General features: G+C 29.6%; 17 protein-coding genes. 13 read left to right on the forward strand and 4 right to left on the reverse strand.

The features are described from left to right. Nucleotides 1-219 precede the first annotated feature (219 nt). The 11 genes from thrS to ACFOWD_RS00055 all read left to right on the forward strand — a co-directional run bounded on the left by thrS (nucleotide 220) and on the right by ACFOWD_RS00055 (nucleotide 14,990). Nucleotides 220-2,163 carry a threonine--tRNA ligase gene (gene thrS, locus ACFOWD_RS00005; protein ID WP_377407045.1) on the forward strand — a complete coding sequence of 648 codons (1,944 nt, stop codon included), beginning with the start codon at nucleotides 220-222 and terminating at the stop codon, nucleotides 2,161-2,163. Between the two features lie 99 nt (nucleotides 2,164-2,262). After that, nucleotides 2,263-2,781 carry a translation initiation factor IF-3 gene (infC, locus tag ACFOWD_RS00010; protein WP_298995604.1) on the forward strand — a complete coding sequence of 173 codons (519 nt, stop codon included), beginning with the start codon at nucleotides 2,263-2,265 and terminating at the stop codon, nucleotides 2,779-2,781. A gap of 58 nt (nucleotides 2,782-2,839) precedes the next feature. Then, nucleotides 2,840-3,037: a 50S ribosomal protein L35 gene (gene rpmI / locus ACFOWD_RS00015; protein ID WP_298995505.1), complete on the forward strand. Its 198-nt coding sequence runs from the start codon at nucleotides 2,840-2,842 to the stop codon at nucleotides 3,035-3,037. Nucleotides 3,038-3,135: 98 nt separating this feature from the next. Next, nucleotides 3,136-3,480: a 50S ribosomal protein L20 gene (gene rplT / locus ACFOWD_RS00020; RefSeq protein ID WP_298995507.1), complete on the forward strand. Its 345-nt coding sequence runs from the start codon at nucleotides 3,136-3,138 to the stop codon at nucleotides 3,478-3,480. A gap of 81 nt (nucleotides 3,481-3,561) precedes the next feature. Continuing rightward, a complete protein-coding gene (locus ACFOWD_RS00025; RefSeq protein WP_377407047.1) occupies nucleotides 3,562-4,152 on the forward strand; it encodes a hypothetical protein in 591 nt (196 codons plus the stop codon). A gap of 198 nt (nucleotides 4,153-4,350) precedes the next feature. Continuing rightward, a complete protein-coding gene (glgA, locus tag ACFOWD_RS00030) occupies nucleotides 4,351-5,556 on the forward strand; it encodes a glycogen synthase (RefSeq protein WP_377407049.1) in 1,206 nt (401 codons plus the stop codon). Between the two features lie 2 nt (nucleotides 5,557-5,558). Next, nucleotides 5,559-6,824, forward strand: coding sequence for a glucose-1-phosphate adenylyltransferase (locus ACFOWD_RS00035; protein WP_377407051.1), 1,266 nt, complete (start codon nucleotides 5,559-5,561; stop codon nucleotides 6,822-6,824). A gap of 34 nt (nucleotides 6,825-6,858) precedes the next feature. Continuing rightward, a complete protein-coding gene (locus ACFOWD_RS00040; protein ID WP_377407053.1) occupies nucleotides 6,859-8,799 on the forward strand; it encodes an alpha-1,4-glucan--maltose-1-phosphate maltosyltransferase in 1,941 nt (646 codons plus the stop codon). Between the two features lie 10 nt (nucleotides 8,800-8,809). Further along, entirely contained in the window at nucleotides 8,810-10,435 is a 1,626-nt protein-coding gene (locus tag ACFOWD_RS00045; protein WP_377407055.1) for a maltokinase N-terminal cap-like domain-containing protein, read from the forward strand. 3 nt (nucleotides 10,436-10,438) lie between these two features. After that, nucleotides 10,439-12,346 carry a 1,4-alpha-glucan branching protein GlgB gene (gene glgB, locus ACFOWD_RS00050; protein ID WP_298995517.1) on the forward strand — a complete coding sequence of 636 codons (1,908 nt, stop codon included), beginning with the start codon at nucleotides 10,439-10,441 and terminating at the stop codon, nucleotides 12,344-12,346. A gap of 241 nt (nucleotides 12,347-12,587) precedes the next feature. Continuing rightward, nucleotides 12,588-14,990, forward strand: coding sequence for a glycoside hydrolase family 31 protein (locus tag ACFOWD_RS00055; RefSeq protein ID WP_377407057.1), 2,403 nt, complete (start codon nucleotides 12,588-12,590; stop codon nucleotides 14,988-14,990). Nucleotides 14,991-15,297: 307 nt separating this feature from the next. Here ACFOWD_RS00055 and prfA read toward each other — a convergent pair whose 3' ends face one another. Continuing rightward, complete coding sequence (prfA, locus tag ACFOWD_RS00060) at nucleotides 15,298-16,374, reverse strand: peptide chain release factor 1 (protein WP_377407059.1); 1,077 nt, start codon at nucleotides 16,372-16,374, stop codon at nucleotides 15,298-15,300. Between the two features lie 70 nt (nucleotides 16,375-16,444). On the opposite strand from prfA, the gene ACFOWD_RS00065 reads away from it, so the two are divergent. Then, nucleotides 16,445-16,879: a DUF6265 family protein gene (locus tag ACFOWD_RS00065; protein WP_377407061.1), complete on the forward strand. Its 435-nt coding sequence runs from the start codon at nucleotides 16,445-16,447 to the stop codon at nucleotides 16,877-16,879. On the opposite strand, the gene ACFOWD_RS00070 is transcribed toward ACFOWD_RS00065, so the two are convergent. Further along, entirely contained in the window at nucleotides 16,876-18,054 is a 1,179-nt protein-coding gene (locus tag ACFOWD_RS00070; RefSeq protein ID WP_377407063.1) for an AIR synthase related protein, read from the reverse strand. The two genes, ACFOWD_RS00065 and ACFOWD_RS00070, sit on opposite strands and share 4 nt — an antisense overlap. 69 nt (nucleotides 18,055-18,123) lie before the next feature. Continuing rightward, nucleotides 18,124-20,307, reverse strand: a complete 2,184-nt coding sequence (locus ACFOWD_RS00075) for a glutamine synthetase III family protein (RefSeq protein WP_377407065.1) — start codon at nucleotides 20,305-20,307, stop codon at nucleotides 18,124-18,126. A 172-nt stretch (nucleotides 20,308-20,479) separates the two neighbouring features. On the opposite strand from ACFOWD_RS00075, the gene ACFOWD_RS00080 reads away from it, so the two are divergent. Next, nucleotides 20,480-21,496: a glutamine synthetase beta-grasp domain-containing protein gene (locus ACFOWD_RS00080; protein ID WP_298995534.1), complete on the forward strand. Its 1,017-nt coding sequence runs from the start codon at nucleotides 20,480-20,482 to the stop codon at nucleotides 21,494-21,496. A gap of 60 nt (nucleotides 21,497-21,556) precedes the next feature. Here the strand turns inward: ACFOWD_RS00080 and ACFOWD_RS00085 are convergent, their stop codons facing one another. Further along, nucleotides 21,557-22,096 (reverse strand): DUF4136 domain-containing protein, encoded by a 540-nt coding sequence (locus ACFOWD_RS00085; protein ID WP_377407067.1) that lies wholly within the window; start codon nucleotides 22,094-22,096, stop codon nucleotides 21,557-21,559.

A 22,096-nucleotide genomic window follows, 5' to 3' on the forward strand; every position in this document is an offset into this window, starting at 1 on the left:
TTATCAACCAAATAAAATTAATGAAAAAATTAAAAAATTTAAACACCTAATATCAACACTTTTAAAATCAATATCTTAAAACCAAAAAAAATATTAACCAAATGAAAAATATAGCTGATTTAGTTATATTTAGATTGTTAAATACAAATTGAGATAACATTATATTGTATTAAAAATTGTTTTCTAATATCTTTGCACCCTTAAATAATTTTTTATTAAATGATTGAAATTACTTTACCTGATGGTAGTATTAAGAAGTTTGAAATAAATAGCACTCCTTTTGATGTAGCTAAAAGCATAAGTGAAGGTTTAGCAAGGAATATTATTTCTGCTAGTTTTAATGGCGAAACAGTTGAAACAACGACCCCTTTAACTTCAAATGGCTCATTAATACTACATACATTTAATGATGAAGCTGGTAAAAAAGCTTTTTGGCATTCTTCCGCACATGTTTTGGCTGAAGCTATAATAAGTTTTTATCCTAAAGCTAAATTAACTATAGGACCTGCTATTGATAATGGATTTTATTATGATGTTGATTTAGGTGAAGAAACAATTTCTGAAAAAGATTTTGGTTCTTTAGAAAAAAAGTTTTTAGAAATAGCTAGAGGAAAGCACGAGTTTAAAATGCGTGAAGTTTCTAAAGCTGATGCATTGGCATTATATAAAGAAGAGAACAATCAATATAAAGTTGAGTTGATTGAAAACTTAACAGACGGAGAAATTACTTTTTGCGACCACAGCAACTTTACTGATTTATGTAGAGGAGGACATATACCAAATACAGGCTTTATTAAAGCTGTAAAAATAATGAATGTTGCAGGGGCTTATTGGAGAGGTGATGAAAAAAACAATCAACTAACTCGTGTTTATGGTATTAGCTTTCCAAAACAAAAAATGCTTACAGAGTATTTAGAATTGTTAGAAGAAGCAAAAAAACGTGATCACAGAAAATTAGGTAAAGAATTAGAATTATTTACATTTTCTCAAAAAGTAGGACAAGGTTTACCTTTATGGTTACCTAAAGGTGCAGCTTTAAGAGGACGATTAGAAAATTTCTTAAAAGAAGCACAAAAGAAGGCTGGTTACGAAATGGTTATGACTCCGCATATAGGACAAAAAGAATTATATGTAACATCAGGTCATTATGAAAAATATGGAGAAGATAGTTTTCAAGCTATTAAAACTCCAAAAATGGATGAAGAGTTTTTATTAAAACCAATGAATTGCCCTCATCATTGTGAAGTGTATAACTTTAAACCTTACTCTTATAAAGATTTACCTAAACGTTTTGCAGAATTTGGAACAGTTTATAGGTATGAGCAAAGTGGAGAATTACATGGTTTAACACGTGTAAGAGGATTTACACAGGATGATGCTCATATTTTTTGTACACCAGAACAATTAGACCAAGAATTTAAAGAAGTAATAGATTTAGTGCTTTATGTTTTTGGCTCATTAGGATTTGAAGATTTTACTGCTCAAGTTTCTATCAGAGATATGGAAAACTTAGATAAGTATATAGGTGATGTAGAAACATGGGAAATTGCAGAAAATGCAATTATTTCTGCTGCTAAAGACAAAGGTTTAGATTTTGTAATTGAAGAAGGAGAAGCAGCTTTTTACGGTCCAAAATTAGACTTTATGGTTAAAGATGCTTTGGGTAGAAGTTGGCAATTAGGAACAATTCAAGTGGATTACAATTTACCTAAACGATTCGATTTAACTTATAAAGGTTCAGATAATGAATTACACAGACCTGTAATGATTCATAGAGCACCATTTGGTTCTATGGAAAGATTTATTGCTGTTTTACTAGAACACACAGGTGGTAATTTCCCTTTATGGTTAACTCCAGAACAAGTTATTATCCTGCCAATCAGTGAGAAATATCAAAATTATTCAGAAAAAGTTTTAGAATCGCTAGAAAATTCCGAAATTCGCGCCCTCATAGACGACAGGTCTGAAAAGACAGGAAGAAAGATTAGAGATGCAGAAGTAAGCAAAATACCATACATGGTTATTGTTGGTGAAAAAGAAGAAAATGAAGCAACTGTCTCTATTAGAAAACATGGAGAAGGCGATTTAGGAACTTTTACAATAGAAGAATTTGTAAAAATGATTAAAGACGAAGAAAAGAAAACAATAAAAAAATTTAAATAAATAAAGATTTTTATTATATTTTAGTTTAAAAATAAGTTTAATTAAAATTTAGAAGTTATAGCAATACGTAGAAGTCGGTCAAGAAGACCATTAAGAGTAATCAAAGAAGATCAACATAGAATTAATGAAAAAATAAAATATGTTGACGAAGTTCGAGTTGTAGGAGAAAATGTAGAAGTTGGTGTCTACCCTATAGCACAAGCCAAACAAATGGCAGAAGAACAAGGTTTAGATTTAGTTGAAATATCACCAAAAGCTAAACCACCAGTTTGTAAGATCATCGATTATAAGAAATTCTTATATGAACAAAAAAAACGTGAAAAAGCTTTAAAGGCAAAAGCCACTAAAGTTACCATTAAAGAAATACGTTTTGGACCACAAACAGATGAGCATGATTACGAATTTAAAAAGAAACATGCTATAAAGTTTTTACAAGATGGAGCTAAATTAAAAGCATTCGTATTCTTTAAAGGTAGATCTATTATTTTTAAAGAACAAGGTCAAATTTTATTATTAAAATTAGCTCAAGAGCTTGAAGAATATGGTAAAGTGGAGCAATTACCAAAATTAGAAGGTAAACGTATGATTATGTTTATCGCTCCTAAAAAAACAAAATAAATATTCTGCTAAAACCAGAATTTAAAATAATAAGTAAGTAGTTTAAATAGAAGGAGAAATGCCTAAATTAAAAACAAAGTCTAGTGCTAAAAAACGATTTAAAGTTACAGGTACTGGAAAATTAAAAAGAAAGCACGCGTTTAAAAGTCACATCTTAACAAAGAAGTCTAAAAAACGTAAATTAAAGTTAACTCATGACACTTTAGTACATAAAGCAGATGAGGCTAACATTAAGCAACAATTAAACTTAAAATAAGTTTAAAAAGGGAATTAATATTAATAACCATGGAGTTAGGCAAAAAACAGAAAGTATTCTTAAATGAATCGCCTACTACAAAAAAAACAATTTGAATTATGCCAAGATCAGTAAATTCAGTAGCTTCAAGAAATAGAAGAAAAAAAATCTTGAAAGCAGCAAAAGGTTACTTTGGACGTAGAAAAAACGTTTACACAGTAGCAAAAAATGCGGTTGAAAAAGGTATGTTATATGCATACAGAGACCGTAAAAACAATAAGAGAAACTTCCGTTCTTTATGGATTACACGTATTAACGCAGCAGCTCGTTTAAACGGAATGTCTTACTCACAGTTTATGGGGAAAGTTAAAGCTAACAATATCGAATTAAACAGAAAAGTTTTAGCAGATTTAGCAGTAAACAACCCAGAAGCTTTTAAGGCAGTTGTAGAGAAAATTAAATAAATAACAATACTTACTTATTCTAAAACCCAAACAATCTTGTTTGGGTTTTTTTATTACATTTACAAAAATTTATAACAAAAAATGAAATCCCTTTTTTTTACATTATTTCTTTTATTCATTCAGTATACAAGTTTTTCTCAAGAAAACAATAACGTAGTTATAGAAGACAAAACATTAGAAGGTCAGTTTGATAAAATTAATAGAATATCTACTTCTTATCAAACTTATAAAGTTATTAGTAAAGATAAATTTCAAGAACTAAAAAATAATGTTTTAGATTCTATAAAAGCATCAAACAAAGATCTTAAAGAACAAAAAGTTTTATTAAAAAAAGAAAGAGATAATGTTGCAAAATTAAATGCAGAATTAAATAAAACTAAAGAAGATTTAAAAAAAGCACAGGAGAAAGAAAATTCAATTTCTCTATTTGGATTTCAAATTAGTAAAGTTACATACAACCTTATACTTTGGTTAATCATAATTTCATTAGCTTTAGCTTTAGCTTTCTTTGTTTTTAAATTCTCTAAAAGTAATATTCTTACAAAAAAGGCTAAAGAAGATTTAGAAGATGTAGAACAAGAATTTGAAGTACACAGAAAAAAATCTCTTGAAAGAGAGCAAAAACTTCGAAGACAATTACAAGATGAAATCAATAAACAAAGAAACTCTTAATTTAGTTTTTCTTTTAAATTATCAAATTATTTATTTTACTTAAAAAAAAGTAAATAATAATCATAGTTCTTCTGTTAAATTACTAAATTATTACTAAACTGATAATAATATATTAACAAAAAAAAGCTTCCCTTAAATTTTGTAGTTTTGTCCGTATTTTATAAATTATCAATTCATTAAAATACACTAACTAAATTTATGAAAGCCTTATTTTTTACAAGAGAATTTCCTCCTTATGTTTATGGTGGTGCTGGTGTGCATGTAGAATATTTAGCTGAAGAGCTTGCTAAATTAATTAATGTTGATGTTAGAAGTTTTGGAGATCAAGATGTAAAAGATGAACATTTAACTGTAAAAGGCTTCCCATATGAAAATTCTATTTTCGATAATTCAGACCCAAAACTAAAAGCTATTTTACAAACTTTAAGTACTGGCATTCATATGAATGCAGATCCCATAGATGCAGATGTTGTGCATTGTCATACTTGGTATGCTCATTTTGCAGGAATAATGGCAAAATTGTGCTATGGCATTCCTTTAGTTATTACAACACATTCTTTAGAACCTCTTCGTCCTTGGAAAAGAGAGCAACTAGGTAATGGTTATGATGCATCTTCCTGGATAGAAAAAACAGCAATTGAAATGGCTGATGCATTAATTGCAGTTTCTGAAGAAACAAAAGTGGATGTTTTAAAATATTTTAATGTTGATGAAGAAAAAGTTAAAGTAATTTACAATGGTATTAACTTACAACAATACATCAAAACTTCATCAACTGATACTTTAGATACGTATGGGGTTGATAAATCTAAACCATATGTTCTTTTTGTTGGAAGAATTACAAGGCAAAAAGGAATTATACATTTAGTAAATGCTATAAAATATATAGATCCAGATACTCAAATTGTTCTTTGTGCAGGAGCTCCAGATACCAAAGAAATAGGTATAGAAATGGAACAAGCTGTTAATGAAGTTCAAAAAACAAGAGATAATGTTATTTGGATAGATAAAATGGTTGCTAAAGAAGAAATTATTCAATTGTATTCTCATGCAGATGTTTTCTGTTGCCCATCTATTTATGAACCCTTTGGAATTATAAATATCGAGGCTATGGCTTGTGATACAGCAGTTGTAGCAAGTGCTGTTGGTGGTATTAAAGAAGTCGTTGTAGATGGCGAAACTGGAATATTAGTGCCTGTAAAGCAGCAAAAAACAGCTCCTTTTGAACCCGTAAATCCAAATAAATTTGCCAAAGACTTAGCAGATGGAATTAACAAACTTATAGAAAATAAGGAGTTAAGAGAATCTATGGCTAAAAAAGGAAGAAAACGTGTAGAGGAATATTTCGATTGGATATCAATTGCAAAACAAACAGAAGAATTATATAAAACTTTAATCAAGTAGAAATGATAAACAACAAAGTATTAGGAATAATTTTAGGAGGAGGACAAGGGTCCAGATTATACCCATTAACAAAAGATAGATCTAAACCTGCAGTACCTATTGCAGGTAAATATAGATTAGTTGATATTCCTATTTCTAATTGTATAAATTCTGATATAAAAAGAATGTATGTGTTAACTCAGTTTAATTCTGCATCTTTAAACAAGCATATTAAAAACACCTATCATTTTAGTTTTTTTAGTTCAGCTTTTGTAGATGTATTAGCTGCAGAACAAACCATACAAAGTGATAAATGGTTTCAAGGAACTGCAGATGCTGTAAGACAAAGTATGCACCATTTTTTACAAAATGACTTTGAATATGCATTAATTCTTTCTGGTGACCAATTATATCAAATGGATTTTAATGATATGATTAAAAAACATGAAGAAAGTGGTGCAGAAATATCTATTGCAACCTACCCTGTAAATGCAAAAGACGCTACTTCATTTGGTTTATTAAAAACAAATGACGAAAACATAATTACTTCTTTTATAGAGAAACCAGGTGCTGAATTATTACCAAATTGGACTTCTGATGTAGGTAGTGATATGAAAGCGCAAGGTAGAGATTATCTAGCTTCAATGGGTATCTATATTTTTAATAGAGATCTTCTAAAAAAATTGATGGAGAATCCAGACACCAACGATTTTGGAAAAGAAATTATACCACAAGCTATAGAAAAACACAAAACTCTAAGCTATCAATATGAAGGTTATTGGGAAGATATAGGAAATATCGATTCATTTTTCGAAGCAAACATTGGTTTAACAGACGATGTTCCTCAATTTGATTTATATAATGAAAAAGGTGTGTATACAAGAGCACGTATTTTACCAACTTCAAAAATTTCTGGTTCTATTTTAAACAGAGCTGTTATTGGTGATGGTTGTATTATACAAGCAGAAAAAATTGAAAGATCTGTAATTGGTATACGTTCTAGAATTGGTAAAAATTCATTAATTTCTAATACCTATATGATGGGTAATGATTTTTATGAAACGTTAGAACAAGTTGCAGAAGAAAAAATAGAAATTATGATGGGTATTGGAGATAGATGCTACATTCATAATTGTATTATAGATAAAAATTGTAGAATTGGTGATGATGTAAGAATCAATGGAGGTAAACATATAGATGACATAGAAACAGATACTTACATGGTTAAAGATGGTATTGTTGTTATAAAGAAAGATGCAACTATACCTAAAGGAACTAACATAGGATAATCAAAATAAAATTTTAAAAATCAAATAAATTTCAATGCTAAACCAAAGTAGAATTGTTATAGAAAATGTTGCTCCACAAATAAATAATGGAACAATTTTTATAAAAAGAGTAGTTGACGAAATTGTAAATGTTACTGCAGATGTTTTAGTAGATGGACATGATGTTCTACAAACAGATCTTTTGTATAAACATAAATCTGCTAGAAAATGGGAAACCGTTAGAATGCAACCTACTTTTAACGATGAATATACTGCAAGTTTTGTAACAGAAAAACAAGGTTTTTACTCTTATAAAATTGAAGGCTGGGTAGATTATGCTTTAAATTGGCAACATGGAATTGAAAGAAAAATTGATGATTATCAACATGTAAATTCTGAATTATTAGAAGGTGCTGAGCTTCTATCTAATATCATAAAGAATATAAAAGGTGATGATAAAAAATACTTAGATCATCTTATCAATATATTTAAAAATCCAGAAGCATATAATGATGCAATAAAAGAAGCTGTTTCTCAAAGATTACATGATATTTTTGTGGATAATCCAGAAAAATTATTAACGCAAACTTCAAATGAATTTCAAGTTTATGTAGACCGTAAAAAAGCTCGTTTTTCTACTTGGTATGAGTTTTTTCCAAGATCTGCATCAGAACAAGAAGGTAAACATGGTACTTTTAACGACTGTTATAGACTGTTACCAAGAATAGCTAAAATGGGATTTGATACCTTGTACTTTCCTCCTATTCATCCAATTGGTGAAGTGAACAGAAAAGGTAAAAATAACACCACTGTTGCACAAGAAGGTGATGTTGGTTCTACTTGGGGAATAGGCTCTAAACATGGAGGTCATAAAGACATTCACCCTGAATTAGGCACTGTAGAAGACTTTAAAAACTTAGTTGCAGAAGCAAAAAATCAAGGTATAGAAGTTGCCATGGATTATGCTTTACAGGCAGCTCCAGATCATCCTTGGGTAAAAGATCATCCAGATTGGTTTAAATGGAGACCAGATGGAACTGTGCAGTATGCTGAAAACCCTCCAAAAAAATATCAAGATATATTACCTATTTACTGGGAAAGTAAAGATTTTAAGAACCTTTGGAAAGAATGTTTAGACACATTGTTCTATTGGATAGAAGAATGTGATATTCATGTTTTTAGAGTTGATAATCCTCATACAAAACCTTATTATTTCTGGGGATGGATTATTGATGAAGTAAAAAAGAAACATCCAGATGTTTTATTTTTAGCAGAAGCATTTACAAAGCCAAAAGTTATGCATCAATTGGCAAAACAAGGTTATACACAAAGTTACACTTATTTTACTTGGCGAGTTCATAAACATGAAATCATGGAGTATGTAAATGAGCTTACGCAAACAAATCAACGTGAATTTATGAGACCAAATTTCTGGCCAAACACACCAGATATTAATCCTTTTCATTTACAAGGTGCTCCAGAAAGTATGTATATATTACGTTATGCTTTAGCTGCTACATTAAGTTCTAATATTGGAATTTATGGTCCTGTTTTCGAACAACAAATAGACACACCTATTGCAGGAAAAGAGGAATATTACATGTCAGAAAAGTTTCAACTTTGTCATTATGATTGGTTTAAAGAAAATAAAATTACCACGTTAATTTCTAAAATAAATGCAATTAGAAAAGAACATGAATCTTATCAGCAAACTAACAATATCAAATTTTTAGAAACAGGTAATGATCAATTAATTGCATTCTACAAGTGGAATCAAGACAAAACTAATGAAACACTAACAGTTATAAGTTTAGACGCTTACAACTCACAATCTGGTTCAGTGCAAGTTCCTTTACATGATTTAGGCATTCATCATGGACATAAAATAGAAGTTTTAGATTTGGTGACAAGAAATTCTTATAATTGGTATCATGAGTGGAACTATGTTGAGTTACATCCTACTCTACCATTTCATATTTTTAAAATCAATAAATAGTATTTAAGTAATGGAAAACGCAAAAATAAAATCTACTAAAACTACTTTTTCTTCTAATAAAAAATGGGAAGAATTAATAGAAAGTAAAGATTTTATTGACGTTTTTTTATCTGAAGTTTTAGAAGAATACATTCAAAAACAACGTTGGTATGGAGGTAAATCTAGCCAACTAAAGTATATTGAATTAAGTGAGTATTTTAGAATTCAGCAAGGAGATGAAGTTTATTTTGGGTTGATTTTAGAAGTCAATTTTACAGAGGCTTTTTATCATCATTACTTTTTACCAATCTCTTTTGTTTCTGATGAAAATTTTGCAAAAGAAAACAGAATTCTACCAATAAAATTAAAAGATCAAGAAGGCTACATCATAGATGCTATGTATTTAGAGTCTTTTAGAAAAGTTGTTTATGAGAGAATTAGTAATGCACTTCCTGTAGATAAAACACCTGTTCAATATCATAAATCAGAGACATTTAATTTTCCAAAATATAAATCATCAAACTTTTTAGGAGCAGAACAAAGTAACACTTCTATCATCTATAATGATACCTTTATTTTAAAATTCTTTAGAAGAATTTATGCAGATAAAAATCCTGATTATGAAATGAGTCATTTTTTATCTCATAATAAAGAGTTTAAACATACTCCAAAATACTTAGGATCTATAAATATTGTAGATTCAGAAAACACCAATATAACTATTGGTTTAATGCAAGAATTAGTACCTAATAAAGGTGATGCTTGGGAGTACTTTTTAAAAGAAATACATAAGATCTATTTATCTATTGACAACAAACAAATAGAACTTAAAAACTTACCAGATATAGAACTTTTTAAAAGATGTTCAATTGTTAATTTACCTCCACAAATTGTAGATTGGGTGGGTTTAAATTTACTTACTAAAGTACAATTACTAGCTCAAAGAACTGCAGAAATGCACATAGCTTTAGGCTCTGAATTTGCAGATACTTCTTTTACTCCCACTCGTTTTAATGGTGATTATACTGTTTGGTTAAAAAATAGATTAACATATCAATTTCAAAACAGACTAAACTTAACAGAAAATAATCTTCATAAATTAGATGATTATTCTTTAAAACTAGCAAAAGAATTTTTAGAAAATAAAAATCTTATCCGTAAAAGATTAGTCAATTTTGATTGGACAAAACTAAAAGGAGAACGTATTAGAATTCATGGAGATTATCATTTAGGGCAAATTTTAGTTCAAGATGATGATTTCTGTATTTTAGATTTCGAAGGAGAACCAGAAAGTACCATTAGAGATCGTAAAGTAAAACAACCACCACTTAAAGATGTAGCTGGTTTGTTTAGATCTTTTCATTATGCTATTTACTCTACCATTTTTAATCATCAAGAAGAATATTCTAAAGACAAAGAAGAACTTTTTGAATTTGGAGAGTTATTATACAAATATTTTATCTCTGTATTTTTAGAAACTTACAGAGCTGTTACACAAGAAGCCAATTTATCTATTGGTTATACAAACGAAAGAGTATATTTATTAAAATATTGCTTATTAGAAAAAGCAATTTATGAGTTAGGTTACGAACTTAATTCAAGACCTAAATGGACTATAATTCCGTTAAAAGGTATCGCAAACATTATGAATTCATAAACTATGGCAAACACAAAAGCATTTAGTCTTTTTACAGATTTTGATATTAACCTATTTAAAGCAGGTAAACATTATAGGCTTTACGAAAAATTCGGCTCTCATATTGTTAATGTAGATGGTGAAGAAGGAACTTATTTTGCAGTTTGGGCACCAAGTGCTAAAAATGTATCTGTAGTAGGTGACTTTAATTTTTGGTTGGCTGGCGAACATCAATTAAATGTACGTTGGGATGGAAGTGGAATTTGGGAAGGTTTTATCCCTAATGTTGGTAAAGGCAATATTTACAAATACAAAATTCAAAGTTCACATAATGATGTAACTACAGAAAAAGCAGATCCTTTTGCTAGAAGATGTGAGCACCCACCAAAAACAGCATCTGTAGTTTGGCAAGATGATTATGAGTGGAAAGATAAAAAGTGGATGAAGAATAGAAAGAAAAACAACGCTTTAAATGCGCCTTTTTCTGTTTATGAAGTTCACTTAGGCTCATGGAAAAAACAAATCGAAGAAAACCGTTTTTTAAGCTATGTTGAGTTAGCTGATGAATTAGTAGATTATGTGGCTGAGATGAATTTTACCCACGTAGAATTTATGCCAATTATGGAATATCCTTATGATCCAAGTTGGGGTTATCAATTAACAGGATATTTTGCGCCAACATCAAGATTTGGTTATCCAGATGAATTTAAATATTTAGTAGATAAATTTCATGAAAAAGGAATTGGTGTTTTATTAGATTGGGTTCCCTCTCATTTTCCTTCAGATGATCATGGTTTAGGTTATTTTGATGGATCTCATTTATACGAACATCCAGACAGAAGAAAAGGATATCATCAAGATTGGAAAAGTTTAATTTTTAACTATGGTAGAAATGAAATTAAAGCTTTTTTAATTAGTAATGCTATTTTTTGGTTAGACCAATATCATGCAGATGGTTTACGAGTAGATGCTGTAGCCTCAATGTTATTCTTAGATTACTCAAGAGAAGATGGTCAATGGGAGCCAAATATTTATGGTGGTAACGAATATTTAGAAGCTATCGACTTTATTAAAGATATGAATTCAGAAGTATATGCTTCTTTTCCTGATGTGCAAACCATTGCAGAAGAATCAACGTCGTTTTCTAAAGTATCAAGACCAATTTACGATGGTGGTTTAGGTTTTGGCATGAAATGGATGATGGGTTGGATGCATGACTCTCTAGAATATTTTGCTAAAGAACCTGTTTACAGAAAACATCATCAAAATGATTTAACATTTAGCTTAAACTATGCATTTACAGAAAACTTTATGCTACCTCTTTCTCATGATGAAGTGGTTTATGGTAAAAAAGCTATTGTAGATAAAATGCCTGGAGATGAGTGGCAACGCTTTGCAAATTTACGATTGTTATATAGCTTTATGTACACACATCCAGGAACTAAATTATTATTTCAAGGAGGCGAATTTGGGCAAACATCAGAATGGAATTTTCAAACGAGTTTAGATTGGCATTTATTACAATATGATGTTCATAAAGGTGCTCAAAGTCTAGTTAAAGATTTAAATAAATTCTACAAAAAAGAAAAGGCTTTATTCGAAAAACAATTTTCACCTGAAGGTTTTGAGTGGATAGATCATGGAGATCATCAAAACTCTGTCTTATCTTATATAAGAAAAGGAGAAAATGAAAAAGATAATGTAATCATAGTTTTAAATTTAACACCTGTTCCTAGAGAAAATTATAGAATAGGTTTACCAAAATCAGGATCATTAAAACAAGTTTTTAATAGTGATGATAAAAAATATTATGGAACAGGAGAGTATAAAAACACAAAATTAACATCAGAAGAAAAAGAATGGAATAATAGACAACATTCTTTAGAATTAACTTTACCTCCATTAAGTATGATTGCTTTTAAATATAAATAATATTTTATATTATTAAAATAGCATAAGTAAGTAATAAAAAGATGATTTTTTTCTCAATAAAAGAAAAAAAATCATCTTTTTTTATGGTATCAAAAATTATATAAAAATGCTTAATTAATTAGCAGTTTATGTTTCTTGATTCACTTATTTTTGCACTTAAACGTTATCGTAAAAAACAAGTTTTATATTTCTTTGTAAAACAAACTTTTACGATTTTTACATTGCTAAAAAGTATCGCAAAATGATTGTAAATACAGAGTTAGAACAAAAAGGAAATTTATTTCCATCAAAAATAATCAACTATAAAAAAGACGTAGATAAATTATATTTTACTACAAGCAATAATGTAGTTTTACAGCTTACTGTTGTTAGAGACAGTGTTATAAGATTTAGATATTCTACTACAGGGAAATTCGACAACGATTTTTCTTATGGAATTACAGTACATGCTTCAAGAGGATATAGTTTTTTAAAAGTTACAGAAGATGAAACTCATTATATAGTTGCTACTAAAAAACTAATTTGTAAAGTAGAAAAATCTAGCTTACAAGTTAGTATTTATGATGCTTTAGACATGGTTTTAATTAACCAAGATGAAATTGGTTTTCATTGGGAAGAAAGCTATCAATATGGAGGTGACATTGTAAAAATGAGTAAAATCTCTCAAAAAGCAGAAAGTTATTATGGTTTAGGAGATAAACCAGTAGATGTAAATTTAAAAGGAAAAAGATTTGAAAATTGGGTAACAGATTCTTATGCATTTGGTAAAAATACAGATCCAATTTATAAGGCAATACCTTTTTATACATCAATTCATGATAATAAATCATATGGTATTTTCTTTGATAATACCTTTAAAACGCATTTCGATTTTGCACAAGAAAGAAGAAATGTAACTAGTTTTTGGGCTCAAGGTGGGGAAATGAATTATTACTTTATTTACGGACCTCAAATGTCTGATGTTGTTGCTAATTACACAGATTTAACTGGTAAACCTCATGCATTACCTCCTTTATGGGCTTTAGGATATCACCAATGTAAATGGAGTTACTATCCAGAAAATAACGTTAAAGAAGTAACTAGCAAATTTAGAGAACTTCAAATACCTTGTGATGCCATCTATTTAGACATCGATTATATGGATGGTTTTAGATGTTTTACTTGGGATAAAGAACATTTTCCAGAACCTAAAAGAATGGTTAAGGAATTAGAAGATGATGGTTTTAAAACCGTAGTTATTATAGATCCAGGTATTAAAATTGATTTAGAATACGATGTTTTTAAAGAAGCCTTAGATAAAGACTATTTCTGTAAAAGAGCTGATGGACCTTACATGAAAGGAAAAGTTTGGCCTGGAGAATGTTATTTTCCAGATTATACGAAACCAGAAGTTAGAGAATGGTGGTCAGGTTTATTTCAAGAATTAATAGAAGATATTGGAGTTAAAGGTGTTTGGAATGATATGAATGAGCCTGCTGTTATGGAGGTTCCTAATAAAACTTTTCCAGATGACGTTCGTCATGATTATGATGGAAACCCATGTTCTCATAGAAAAGCACACAACGTTTATGGTATGCAAATGGCGAGAGCTACATATCATGGATTAAAAAAATACTCTTACCCAAAACGTCCTTTTGTAATTACAAGAGCAGCTTACTCAGGTACACAAAGATATACTTCTACTTGGATGGGAGATAATGTTGCTACTTGGGAACATTTAGCAATTGCCAACAATCAAGCACAAAGAATGGCAATGTCTGGTTTTTCTTTTGCTGGTTCAGATATTGGTGGATTTGCAGAACAACCACAAGGTGAATTATTTGCAAGGTGGATTCAATTAGGAATTTTTCATGTTTTTTGTAGGGTACATTCTTCAGGAGATCATGGAGATCAAGAACCTTGGGTTTTTGGTGATGAAATAACTGATATTGTAAGAAAGTTTGTAGAAATAAGATATCAATTATTACCTTATTTATACACTGCTTTTTGGAAACATATTAATAATGGTACTCCAATTTTAAAATCACTAGTATTATTTGACCAAGAAGATCCTCATACACATTATAGAAGTGATGAATTTGTTTATGGAGAGCATATTTTAGTTTGTCCTATTCAAGAACCAAATGCAAAAGGTAGAAGAATGTATATACCAAGAGGAAATTGGTATAATTTCTGGACAGATGAAGTTGTTGAAGGTGGTAAAGAAATGTGGGTAGATGCAGATTTAGATAGCATGCCTATATTTATAAAAGAAGGTGCTGTTATTCCTAAATATCCTGTACAACAATATGTTGGAGAGAAAAATTTTGATGAAATTACCTTAGATGTTTATTACAAAATAGGCAAAGAAAAATCAGAATTATATGATGATGCACATGATGGATATGACTACAGAAAAGGTAGATATAGTCTAAGAACATTTAAACTAACAGGTAAAAAGAAAGAGTTTATTTTACAGCAACACAAAGAAGGTAAATTTGATGCACCTTACTCTAACTTTAAAATAAAATTCCACAATTTACCTTTTACTGTTAAAAAGGTACAAATTGATAATGTTGATATTGAATTAAATGGATTAAATTCTAAAGAACATACATTAACTATTAATAAAGAATTTACAGAGTTACATTTATTTGGCGAATAACTAAATAATGTTAAAAATTGAAAAGTCTCCAAAATGGAGACTTTTTTTGTTTTAGATGTTGGGGGGAAATTTAATTTTTTTGTGCCACCTAAATTTCTTTTTCTTAGCTAACTGATTTTTTTCATAGCAATTCTAATTCATAACAATTAATCTTTTTCTTAGCTATTTTTACGCTTCTTTATTTTTTCTTTTTCTCATTACAAAGGTAAAGAAGCAATGCAGTTTCAATTAACCCATATCATTTAAAAATTAACTCAAATAAAAAAGCCTCAAAAATGAGGCTTTAAATTTGATTATAGTAAAATGGTTAAAAACCATCACCTAATTCTTTAAGTTTTTCTGTATTTTCTGCTAACATTAATTCATCAATTATTTTTTGGATATCACCATTAACAATGTTAGATAAATCATATAATGTTAAACCAATTCTATGGTCTGTAACCCTACCTTGAGGATAATTATACGTTCTAATTTTCGCACTTCTATCTCCAGAGGTAACCATAGAACCACGTTTTGCAGCATCTGCTTCTTGCTTTTTAGCTAATTCTAAATCATATAATCTAGAACGTAAAACTTTAAAAGCTTTCTCTTTATTTTTATGCTGACTTTTTTGATCTTGACACTGTGCTACTAAACCAGTTGGTATATGCGTTAAACGAACTGCAGAGTAAGTAGTGTTTACGGATTGACCTCCAGGACCTGATGAACAAAAGAAATCTATTCTTACATCTTTAGGATTTATTTCTACATCAAACTCCTCTGCTTCTGGAAATACCATACATGTTGCAGCAGAAGTATGTACTCTACCTTGTGTTTCTGTTTGTGGTACTCTTTGTACACGATGTACACCAGCTTCGAACTTTAAGGTACCATAAACATCTTCTCCAGTAACTTCAAATTGTATTTCTTTAAATCCACCATTAGTACCTTCAGAATAGTCTACAGTAGAAACTTTCCATCCTTTACTTTCGCAATATTTAGAATACATTCTAAATAAATCTCCAGCAAAAATACTTGCTTCATCTCCACCTGTACCAGCTCTTAATTCTACAACTGCATTTTTAGAATCTTCTGGATCTTTAGGTATCAACATGAATTTAATTTTCTCTTCTAATTCAGGAATTCTAGCATTGGCTTCATCCATTTCCATTTTAGCCATTTCTACCATTTCTGCATCAGAGCCATCTGCTATAATTTCTTTAGCTTCTTCTATATTGTTTAGTAAAGATTGATATTCTTTACCAATTTTTACTACATCTCCTAAGTCTTTATATTCTTTACTTAATTGTGCATAACGCTTTTGATCAGCAATAATATCTGGCTGAATAATAAGGTCAGAAACCTCATCATAACGTTGTTTTACAATTTGTATTTTTTCTATCATCTTATCCTCGTTTCTTGGTTTGCGAATTTACAATTTTTATAGCTATATTTGGATAGATCAACCTTTTTTTATGAGATTACTACTTTTATCTATTTGCTTTCTTTGTATAGTTTCTTGTGATAATAATACAAAAAAAACTAAAAATCCTACATTTCTAATTGGTAATTGGAAACGTTTAAATGACAAACCTGGGAGTCAAACATTTGAAAATTGGAATTCAGATTTTAAAGGGCTTGGCTACACTATAAAAGATGGTAAAACTACATTTAGCGAACAATTAAGTATTGTTAAAATTAATGACACTTTACATTTACAAGTAGTTGGTGTTAATGAAAACCCAACACTTTTTAAATTCACAAAGCAAACAGATACTTCTTTTGTTTGTGAAAACCCACAAAATGAATTCCCAAAAAAAATAACTTATTTAGTTGATAACAATCAACTAAAAGCTATTGTACAAAATGATGATTTTAGAATAGATTTTATTTTTGAGAAAGAAAACTAGTATTCAAAAACACCAAACTCACTTTTTATAGTAAGTTTCTTTTTGGAAGAAGCCTCTACTCTACCTACAATTTTAGCATCAACATTAAAAGATTTTGATATGGCAATAATATCCTCTGCAATTTCAGGAGAAACATACAATTCCATTCTATGACCACAGTTAAATACTTGATACATTTCTTTCCAATCGGTTTTTGATTGCTCTTGTATCAATTTAAACAAAGGTGGAATTGCAAACATATTGTCTTTTATAATGTGCAAATCATCAACAAAGTGCAAGATTTTAGTTTGGGCACCTCCACTACAATGAATCATTCCATGTATATGCTCTGAATTGTATTTTGATAAAATTTCTTTAATAATTGGTGCATAAGTTCTTGTAGGTGATAACACTAATTTACCTGCATCAATAGGTGAATCTTCAACCTCATCTGTTAATTTTATATTTCCTGAATATACTAAATCAGAGGGTACAGCTGCATCAAAACTTTCTGGATATTTATCAGCTAAATATTTATGAAAAACATCATGTCTAGCAGAAGTTAATCCATTAGAACCCATACCTCCATTATATTCAGTTTCATAGGTTGCTTGTCCAAAACTTTCTAACCCAACAATTACATCACCAGCTTTTATATTCGCATTATCTATAACATCAGAACGTTTCATTCTAGCAGTTACAGTAGAATCTACGATGATAGTTCTAACTAAATCACCAACATCTGCAGTTTCTCCTCCAGTTGAATGAATGGTAACTCCGAATTTTTTTAAATCATCAATTAATTCTTCTGTTCCGTTTATGATTGCTGATAAAACTTCACCTGGTATTTTACTTTTATTACGTCCTATAGTTGAAGATAGCATGATGTTATCTGTAGCTCCAACACATAATAAATCATCAATATTCATGATTAGTGCATCTTGTGCAATACCTTTCCAAACAGATAAATCTCCAGTCTCTTTCCAATACATATAAGCTAAAGAAGATTTTGTACCTGCTCCATCTGCATGCATAATTAAACAATAGTCTTCGTCATTTGTTAAATGATCTGGTACTATTTTACAAAATGCTTTTGGAAACAAACCTTTGTCTATATTTTTTATAGCATTGTGTACATCTTCTTTAGAGGCAGAAACACCTCTTTGCGCATATCTTTTAGAAACTTCTTGACTCATGGTAATATGTTGAACTGCAAATTTAGGGTTTTCAAAAAAAAATCCTACTGTAAAGTAGGATGTTTTATTTTATCTTGTAAACAATAATTCTCTGTATTTTGTTAAAGGCCAAATATTATCATCTACCATAGTTTCTAATTTATCACAGTGATATCTTATTTCATCAAAAAATGGCTTTACTTTATTACAATAAGCCTCTGCTGATTTTAATCCTTCTAATTGATTTGCTTTTTTTCGTTCATCAATCATTTTTAAGGTTAAAGCATTAATTTCTGTGATATGATTAGAAATAGTCATGATTAATTCTATCTGCTCTTTTGCAATTTTTTTATATTCTTCTCCAAATATTTCTTTTAGATTTTTTGTGTTTTCTAATAAAGTATTTTGATAGTTTATAGCAGTAGGCACTACATGATTTCTTGCAATATCTCCTAAAACTCTACTTTCTATCTGTAAACGTTTCGTATATTCTTCTACATCAATTTCAAAACGAGCTTCTAATTCAATTCTGTTCATTACATCCATTTCTTCAAACAGATCAAAAACTTGTTTAGAAATCTTTACTTTTAATGCTTCTGGTGTTGTTTTATTATTACTTAAGCCTCTCTTTTTTGCTTCTTTTTCCCAAGAAATACCATAACCATCACCTTCAAAACGAATTTTTTTAGAATCTTTAATGTATTCTCTTAAAATATTAAAGATAGCCTCATCTTTTTTAAGACTTTTCTTATCTATTAATTCATCTACTTCAAGTTTAAACTCCTTTAATTGTTTAGCTACAATAGTATTTAAAACAGTCATTGGAATTGCAGAATTTGTATTAGATCCAACAGCCCTAAACTCAAATTTATTACCAGTAAAGGCAAATGGTGAAGTTCTATTTCTATCAGTATTATCTAGCAAAATTTCAGGAATCTTACCAATAATATTTAATTTTAAATCTGTTTTTTCTTGAGGTGATAATTTACCTTTTGTTACATTTTCTAATTCGTCTAAAACTTCAGAAAGTTGACTACCAATAAAAACAGAAATAATAGCTGGTGGTGCTTCATTTGCTCCTAATCTATGATCATTACTTGCAGATGCAATAGAAGCTCTTAACAATTCTTCGTATTTGTAAACAGCTTTAATTGTGTTTACAAAAAAGGTTAAGAATTGTAAATTCTTCATAGGAGTTTTACCTGGACTCAATAAGTTAGTTCCATCTGAAGTAGACAAAGACCAATTATTATGTTTACCTGAACCATTTATACCAGAAAATGGCTTTTCGTGAAACAACACTTTAAATTGATGACGTTTTGCAATTCTACCCATAATATCCATTAATAATGAATTATGGTCTACTGCTAAATTGGCTTCTTCAAAAATTGGAGCTAACTCAAATTGATTGGGAGCAACTTCATTATGCCTTGTTTTTACAGGAATACCTAACAACATGCTTTCTTGCTCTAAATCTTGCATAAAACTCATTGCTCTTGTAGGGATACTTCCAAAATAATGATCATCTAATTGTTGACCTTTAGCAGGTGTGTGTCCTAACAAAGTTCTTCCTGTTAACATAATATCAGGTCTTGAGTTTGCTAGTGCTTCATCAATTAAAAAATACTCTTGCTCCCAACCTAAAGTAGCATTTACTTTAGATGCATTTTTATCAAAATATTTACAAATAGCTGTTGCATTAGTATCTATAGCTTGTAATGCTCTTAATAATGGAGTTTTATTATCTAAAGCTTCACCTGTGTAAGAAACAAAAATAGTGGGTATACATAATGTAGTTTCATATACAAATGCTGGTGAAGTTGGATCCCAAGCTGTATAACCTCTTGCTTCAAAAGTATTTCTGATACCACCATTTGGAAAACTTGATGCATCTGGCTCTTGTTGAACCAACTGTTCTCCATCAAATTTCTCCATAGCTAAACTACCATTTATAGATTCAAAAAACGCATCATGTTTTTCTGCTGTGGCTCCTGTAAGAGGTTGAAACCAATGCGTATAATGAGTTGCACCTTTAGACATTGCCCAATCTTTCATGCTTACTGCAACTTGATCTGCTATTTTTCTATCAATCTTTGTTCCTTTTTCAATTGCATTCATTACACTTTCATATGCAGATCTAGTTAGGTACTGTTGCATAGCATGTTTATGGAAAACATTTTTACCAAATAATGAAGATCTTTTTTCTTTTTCTACAATTTTTTTTGGACTTCTTTTTAAGGTTTCTTGTAATGCAGCAAATCTAATTGTTGACATAATATGATTTTTTTATGGTATATTTTATTTTTATTACAAAGATACCCTATAAAAATTAGGGATAAAATTATTTTTAATTACTTTTTATTTTTTTACCCCCTTTTTTTTTTGATATGTATTTAAATTATATCATTTTTGTACCTAAATTAAGAAAACATAAATAAATTATATTATGGGTAAGTCTAAATTAGAATATATTTGGTTAGATGGATACTTTCCAACTCAAAACATGCGTAGTAAAACTAAAGTTGAAGAGAATTTCAGCGGAAAACTAGAAGATTGTCCAATTTGGTCTTTTGATGGTTCATCTACAAGACAAGCAGAAGGTGGTTCTTCAGATTGTTTATTAAAGCCTGTTGCAATATATCCAGATCCAGCAAGAAGAGATGGTTATTTAGTAATGACTGAGGTTTTAAACGCAGATGGTACACCTCACGTTTCTAATGGTAGAGCTACAATTGATGATGAAGATGATGACTTTTGGTTTGGTTTTGAGCAAGAGTACTTTATTATGGACAGAAAAACTCAGTTACCTTTAGGATTCCCTGTTGGTGGTTATCCTGCTCCTCAAGGAATGTATTATTGTTCTGTTGGTGGTAGAAACACACATGGTAGAGCCTTAGTTGAAGAACATGCAGATTTATGTATTGACGCTGGTTTAAATTTTGAAGGAATTAACCAAGAGGTTGCTTCTGGACAGTGGGAATTTCAATTATTTGCAAAAGGTGCAAAAAAAGCTGGAGATGAAATCTGGGTTGCACGTTATTTATTAGACAGATTAACAGAAAAATATGGTTGGTATATTGAGTATCACCCAAAACCATTAGGAAAAGAAATGGACTGGAATGGTTCTGGTATGCATGCAAACTTCTCTAATACTTTATTAAGAACTTGTGGTTCTAAAGAAGTTTACGAAAAAGTATGTGAAGCATTTAGACCAGTTGTAAAAGAACACATTGCTGTTTATGGTGAGTTTAATGACCAACGTTTAACAGGAGATCATGAAACTGCTTCTATAAATGACTTCTCTTATGGTATTTCTGACAGAGGTGCTTCAATTAGAATTCCAATTATCACTGTAGAGAAAGGTTGGAAAGGATGGTTAGAAGATAGAAGACCAGCTTCTAATGGAGACCCATACAAAATTGCAGGAAGAATTATAAAAACTGTAAAATCTGCAGACGTATAGTAGATTTAATTATTGATAAAAAAACTCCGAAATTTTAATTTCGGAGTTTTTTTTATGCATTTATTTTTTTGTTTCTGGAGGATAATTAGAAATAATTTCTTTCACAAATTCTTTAATTCTTTCTTCTTTTTTTTCTCTATTTTGAATTTTTAAAGCACCTGTACCAACTCCTTGCCAAATCAATTCTTTTTTATTTTTATCTATAAAATCTATAAACAAAGTACCTTCTGTATATTGAGAAACATTTACGTTATTCATACCATTATTCCACATCCAAGGGTTCCAACCCCAACCCCAGCCCCAGCCAAAATTGTTTTGATTTACATCTACCCTTTCTCTAGACTTAGTAAAAATACTAACTAGCATATCTGGATTTTCAGATTTTGTTAAACCTTTAGCAGTAAGTTCTGCCTCTATTACTCTTAAAATTCTTTTCTTATCTAAATCAGAAATATCAGCTTTATCTATTCCAGGCTTAAAAAAAGCAAACGTTTTGTAATTAGTAAAATTAACAGCTGTATCATAATCTGTTGTTACTTTTAATGAATTACAAGATGTCATTAAAATGACGCCAAATATTAATAAAATTACTTTTTTCAT

Source organism: Polaribacter marinivivus (assembly GCF_042651285.1).
Taxonomy (GTDB): Bacteria; Bacteroidota; Bacteroidia; order Flavobacteriales; family Flavobacteriaceae; genus Polaribacter; species Polaribacter marinivivus.

Coding starts and splice junctions, on each gene's coding strand:
- thrS (WP_377407045.1), top strand. CDS start 220: ATGATTGAAATTACTTTACCTGATGGTAGTATTAAGAAGTTTGAAATA.
- rpmI (WP_298995505.1), top strand. CDS start 2,840: ATGCCTAAATTAAAAACAAAGTCTAGTGCTAAAAAACGATTTAAAGTT.
- rplT (WP_298995507.1), top strand. CDS start 3,136: ATGCCAAGATCAGTAAATTCAGTAGCTTCAAGAAATAGAAGAAAAAAA.
- ACFOWD_RS00025 (WP_377407047.1), top strand. CDS start 3,562: ATGAAATCCCTTTTTTTTACATTATTTCTTTTATTCATTCAGTATACA.
- glgA (WP_377407049.1), top strand. CDS start 4,351: ATGAAAGCCTTATTTTTTACAAGAGAATTTCCTCCTTATGTTTATGGT.
- ACFOWD_RS00035 (WP_377407051.1), top strand. CDS start 5,559: ATGATAAACAACAAAGTATTAGGAATAATTTTAGGAGGAGGACAAGGG.
- ACFOWD_RS00040 (WP_377407053.1), top strand. CDS start 6,859: ATGCTAAACCAAAGTAGAATTGTTATAGAAAATGTTGCTCCACAAATA.
- ACFOWD_RS00045 (WP_377407055.1), top strand. CDS start 8,810: ATGGAAAACGCAAAAATAAAATCTACTAAAACTACTTTTTCTTCTAAT.
- glgB (WP_298995517.1), top strand. CDS start 10,439: ATGGCAAACACAAAAGCATTTAGTCTTTTTACAGATTTTGATATTAAC.
- ACFOWD_RS00055 (WP_377407057.1), top strand. CDS start 12,588: ATGATTGTAAATACAGAGTTAGAACAAAAAGGAAATTTATTTCCATCA.
- prfA (WP_377407059.1), bottom strand. CDS start 16,374: ATGATAGAAAAAATACAAATTGTAAAACAACGTTATGATGAGGTTTCT.
- ACFOWD_RS00065 (WP_377407061.1), top strand. CDS start 16,445: ATGAGATTACTACTTTTATCTATTTGCTTTCTTTGTATAGTTTCTTGT.
- ACFOWD_RS00070 (WP_377407063.1), bottom strand. CDS start 18,054: ATGAGTCAAGAAGTTTCTAAAAGATATGCGCAAAGAGGTGTTTCTGCC.
- ACFOWD_RS00075 (WP_377407065.1), bottom strand. CDS start 20,307: ATGTCAACAATTAGATTTGCTGCATTACAAGAAACCTTAAAAAGAAGT.
- ACFOWD_RS00080 (WP_298995534.1), top strand. CDS start 20,480: ATGGGTAAGTCTAAATTAGAATATATTTGGTTAGATGGATACTTTCCA.
- ACFOWD_RS00085 (WP_377407067.1), bottom strand. CDS start 22,096: ATGAAAAAAGTAATTTTATTAATATTTGGCGTCATTTTAATGACATCT.